Source organism: Dorea sp. 210702-DFI.3.17 (assembly GCF_020560825.1).
Lineage (GTDB): Bacteria > Bacillota > Clostridia > Lachnospirales > Lachnospiraceae > Dorea > Dorea formicigenerans.
On record NZ_JAJCNB010000061.1, the window covers coordinates 1 to 5,164 of the forward strand.

Here is a 5,164-nt window from a genome sequence, read left to right on the forward strand (position 1 = left end):
ATTTTAGTTATCACATTTCGCTTTACTTGTTCATATTTGCAGTTTGAATTACATTTCCCCCAAATTAATACCCCAAATTGCAATTAAAGTATCTTATTTTGCGAGAAGAGTTTCCATTAAACGCAGTTTGACACGTAGCATTTCACTAAAATACTACGTGTCAAAGCTTTAAAATTTCACCGCTAATTGCATAATCGGATTATAATCATATATCATTTTTATTATATCATTGTTCTGAATCAGTTCATAAGCTTCTTTTCCAATGCTTGTCATATAGAGCATTGTGATAATAATAAATGCCACCCATACAATGATAAGTGCACAGCCAAGTCCAACAACTCCACCTGCAAGCCGGTTAATGAATCCCAGCACAGGTAATTCTGCCACAATATCAAGTGCAAATACAATTGCACGCAGTATAATAGTCACAATCAAAAATGTTCCCAGGAATGCAATAATATGAATAATTAGTTTTGACAGGAATTCTCCTACATACTGTGCAAATGTCTGTACTCCCAGTTGTGAATAAATTTCACTGTTATTATTGGTAGACAACTGTGTCTTAAATACTGCTGGAAGATCTGCTTTTTCTATAGCTGCTACCTGAAGATCTCTTGGAATATCTGCCCCCTCAATTGCATTTTTGACTTCTTCGCTGACTTCGTCATTATTTACACCGTCTAAAATACTGCTGGAAATTCCATACTGCGCCAATTGCTCTCCTGTAATCTTTCCATTTACAATATCATCTACCGACACACCGTAAGATTGCAATTCTTCTTCACTAATCCCTGCTGCCTTCAATGCTTTTCGTACACTTTCTGCTGAAATTCCCGCTGACCCATTGTCATCACTGCCTCCAGTCAACTGGGAAGCTGCCGCTTTCGCCATCGTGTTCGTTACCTGGCTTTTAATCATTTCATCAATCGGCGTATGCTTTTCTATTGCCGATGAAACATAAGGTAATGCTGCAACTACAATGACAATTGTTAAAATCGTAGTCGCAAGTGACACAGCGATACGAATCGCTCCCCGGTAGATTCCAATCAAAAATCCCAGTAGAAATACTCCTGCTACTGCTATCGTTAACCAATTCCACTCCATACCTTCTCCTTATTTTACAAGACGGACATTCTCCATGCCGTTTGCATTTATCACAATGTATTTATTAACTCCCATAGTTGGAAAAATTTCACGAATATTCGTTTCTATCTCTCCTTCAAATTTCTGTATTCCGCTTTTCAGGAAAATACTGCAGTTATTTCCATCATACATAATCACCTGGCCGCCGCTTAATTTTACATTTCCATAATCCCCGGTAAAATCTTTTGACAATGTCTGCTTTCCCGACGTATTGTAAAGCCGGAGTTCATAACCGCCTTTTCCTTCATTTTTCAAGACCAGACCAATATATTTGTTATCGTGAAATACGCTTTTTATCTCTTTGTCTATCTTAATCTGACTGGTCTCTTTCGGAACACTTTCGCCTTGATATATTGTCAGCATATTATCTCCGACTACTGCTGAAATCTTCTGGTTCATAAAAAATCCTTCTGCCATCAGTGTTCCTTTATATTCTTCCTGTGTAACCTGATGATCCGTCTCCTGTTCCCCTGCACTGCCAAAATTATAGTAAACTACCCTTGATGTCACACTGCCGTCCTGCGTATACAAATATGCGACCTGCATCACTTCTGCATCTGGTGAAATAGCAACATCCATCGGGTATCCTGTTCCGGTCAGCGATGTCTTATGCTCCACCAGGATATTTCCTGCAGTATCATAACAGACGATTTTGGGTGATGAACTGTCTTTCAACACCGCACACACAATTCCCTGACTGGATACTGTCGCTTTTTCTATCGGAAGCGTTGTATGGATCTCGCCCTTTACACCGTCATTTTGAAAAATGACAACGTCATTACCGCCTTTGTCAAAAATTATTGCACAATCATCTCCTGCTACAACAGTCGGAGTCTTGATCTGATAAGCCTGGTTCCATTTCTCTTCCCCCTGCCGACTCAAATATGCCATTCCATCTCTACTGTAACGAATTACACCTTCCGAAAATTCCTTGTAATTGCTGTCCGTACTTCCTGCCTCCGGATAAGTGTTCGCCACCCGCACATTCGTATACGTCTGTAAATGTATAAATAAATAGATTCCTACGGACGCTGCCACAATCAAAATGAATACTATCAGAATTCTTATTCTGATCTTCTTTTTATGCGCCTTCACCTGTTCCTCCAGTTGCGCCATCTGTGTTTCTTCATCTTCTGTATTGTCCATGATCCGCCTGACCAGTTTGTCCACATCTTCCGAGTCCCGCACCACCCGCAGATCTTTATTCTTTCGATTCAATATTCAGATTCCCTTCATATTTATTATTTCTCCCTATTGTACCACACTCCGAGCTATGGTAACAATAGCTTTTGCCCGATGAAAATCAGGTTCCCGTCTGACAGCCCGTTCATTTTACAAATTGCCTCTACATGGCCGGTATCCCCATATGTCTTCTTACTGATGCTTGCCAATGTATCTCCTTTTTTCACAGTATAATAGTCCGACTGACTGAGTTGTTCCTGTACGGTCGACACTTCCGGAACCGTTCCTTCTGATTTTGCGTCGTTTGATTTTTTTGTATCACTGGAAGCTTTTACGGAACCGCTGGCTGCAACCGTCTCACTATTCTGATTTCCCTTTGTTTCCTCTTGATTTTGCCCTTCAGACTGCGCATTAATTTGATTTTCATTTTCTCCATTCACACGCTGGTCGTTCACCTGAGCATTATCATCCACCTTTGCCTCTGTTCCTTTCGCACTTGCGAGCTGCTCAAGTGACTGCTGTACAGATTCCATGCGTTCAAAATTATTCATCATTGAGACACCTATTGCCAGTACCACCACCACAAGAAGCGCACTGGTCGCATATAATAATTTTGAACTCTGACTCTGCTCCTTAATCTCCATTCTCTGCCTCACCGCACTACGAAAATCCTTTGTAGCTCGATCCTCAACCATTTCACTGGGTGTCACGCCATTCTGCCTGCGTGTGTTAATCATGTAATTCTGCATTTGTGGATTTTTTTCATAATAAATGTAATGACCGCCGATCTGCATCAGCTCATTATATTTATAAGCAAAATACATCTCGTCACTTGATGAAGCATCTTTCCATATAAAAATCGTATTTTCCTGATCATACATTTTCCGGTGCAGCTCCTGCGCTCCACGATTCATGCTCATTGGATGTCCTGTCTCCAAAAGGCACCAGCCAATTAATTTCTGATCTTTGAAATACTCTTTTTGTTCCTTCTCTATTTTTTCCCAAATTTCTTCGGAAATCTTTAAATTTGTTCCTTCAACTTCTACATCTTCTGCCTGGATCGCTCCTGATATATACACAACCACCTTGTCCTCACATTTTGTGATCTCCCCGACCAGTGCCGCTGCTACAGGTTTCTCCATTGCTTTTTCCTGCAATTGCCCAAGAAATGTGTCTACATAATCCTCCACATAAATCTTTGGCTCATCACAGACATTTCCAATCTGTCTTACATTTTTCGGAAGCTGCCGTTCCATATACTCTCACCTCATTAAACATATTTGCCTCTATGGCGGTGTTAATGATAACACAGAAAATATGCATAATTTATCAATCGGTGAGACCTGTCCCGGAAACTTTACGGCATCACGCCCCTACTTTCGACGTCCTGTCTCCAGAAGACTGCAATACTTGTCAGTAAGGGTCGTAACCCAGCCTTCTCTCGTTCTCGGAAATGTCCGAAATGTCACCGGCCACATGTGTGTCCGGATAATATCTACTTCAATCTGATTTAATGGGAAATATTTCTTCGCATTTCGGTATGCTTTCTCCGGATGCTTCAGCCCATGAAACCGTTCCCCCGTCTGGGCAGCATGCGTGTGCCAGTCATAAAGGAACAAATCATGGATCATACCTGCCCGCGCCGCAGATCTCGCATCCAGATGAAACATTTTACAGAGACAGTAATTGCAATAAGCCACCCTGAGACAATGTTTATAGCAGTTTGTTTTCCCATGCTGCGGATATTTTTTCATTTCCAGCACGACCGGATGCTCCGCCAGGTCCTGTATTGACTTGTAAAATTCTCGTTTAGCGGTATATTTATTTTTTGACATAACTGATAACTCCCCACTTTGAATTGCAAAAAGGCATGTCTCACCAAAGACATGCCCCTCATATTCATAGTTCTATATAATCTCCACTGATCTTACTCGCCAAATACAGCTTTGTAATCAGCCTGGAATTTTGCGATTCCCTGATCTGTTAATGGATGATGTGTCATCTGCTCGATTACCTTGTAAGGTACTGTAGCAATATCTGCTCCGGCAAGCGCACACTCTGTAACGTGCATTGGGTTACGTACACTTGCTGCGATGATTTCTGTCTCAATACCTGCAACTGCGAACATCTCTGCAATCTCTGCAATAAGATCTGTTCCTCTTGTAGAGATATCATCCAGACGTCCTAAGAATGGTGATACATATGTAGCACCTGCTCTTGCAGCAAGAAGTGCCTGATTAGCAGAGAATACAAGTGTAACATTTGTCTTGATTCCCTCAGCTGTAAGAACTTTAACTGCCTTAAGTCCCTCTACTGTCATCGGAATCTTAACTACCATGTTCGGATGAATCTTTGCGATTGCTCTTCCTTCCTCGATCATTCCCTCAGCATCAACAGTTGTAGCTTTAACCTCACCGCTGATTGGTCCATCAACGATAGATGCAATCTCTGCAATAACTTCTTCAAATACTCTTCCCTCTTTTGCGATCAGGGATGGATTTGTTGTTACTCCGCAGATAACTCCCATGTCGTTTGCCTTTTTGATGTCCTCTACCTTAGCTGTGTCGATGAAAAATTTCATTTTTTCTGTTCCTCCTTTAATCTATGAACTCATTGTTCATTCTTACTGCCCACCTAAGCAAATTATAGACCAGTTGCCTGCATATATCAAGATATATTTTGTCAAGCAGTAAAACTGCACAAATCAATTGGGGACAGGTGTGAAAGGAGAAAAAAGGCGAAAATACGCGGTAGTTGAAAAAATTGGGGACGGGGTTTTTTTAGAAACAATGTCATTAAGTTAAGGATTTTAGTAGTGTGAAAAGTAGTTTTTTACTTT

General features: G+C 41.1%; 5 protein-coding genes. All 5 read right to left on the reverse strand.

Annotated features, from left to right (window positions below):
* Positions 1 to 168: 168 nt before the first annotated feature.
* Positions 169 to 1,104: a CvpA family protein gene (locus tag LI149_RS14725; protein ID WP_227143586.1), complete on the reverse strand. Its 936-nt coding sequence runs from the start codon at positions 1,102 to 1,104 to the stop codon at positions 169 to 171.
* A gap of 9 nt (positions 1,105 to 1,113) precedes the next feature.
* On the reverse strand, positions 1,114 to 2,361 hold the full coding sequence (locus LI149_RS14730) for a DUF5711 family protein (RefSeq protein WP_105310210.1): 1,248 nt from the start codon (positions 2,359 to 2,361) through the stop codon (positions 1,114 to 1,116).
* A 53-nt stretch (positions 2,362 to 2,414) separates the two neighbouring features.
* Positions 2,415 to 3,581: a LysM peptidoglycan-binding domain-containing protein gene (locus LI149_RS14735; protein ID WP_022279687.1), complete on the reverse strand. Its 1,167-nt coding sequence runs from the start codon at positions 3,579 to 3,581 to the stop codon at positions 2,415 to 2,417.
* Between the two features lie 117 nt (positions 3,582 to 3,698).
* Positions 3,699 to 4,160: a hypothetical protein gene (locus tag LI149_RS14740; protein WP_005337308.1), complete on the reverse strand. Its 462-nt coding sequence runs from the start codon at positions 4,158 to 4,160 to the stop codon at positions 3,699 to 3,701.
* A 92-nt stretch (positions 4,161 to 4,252) separates the two neighbouring features.
* Entirely contained in the window at positions 4,253 to 4,906 is a 654-nt protein-coding gene (fsa, locus tag LI149_RS14745) for a fructose-6-phosphate aldolase (protein WP_005335290.1), read from the reverse strand.
* Positions 4,907 to 5,164 lie beyond the last annotated feature (258 nt).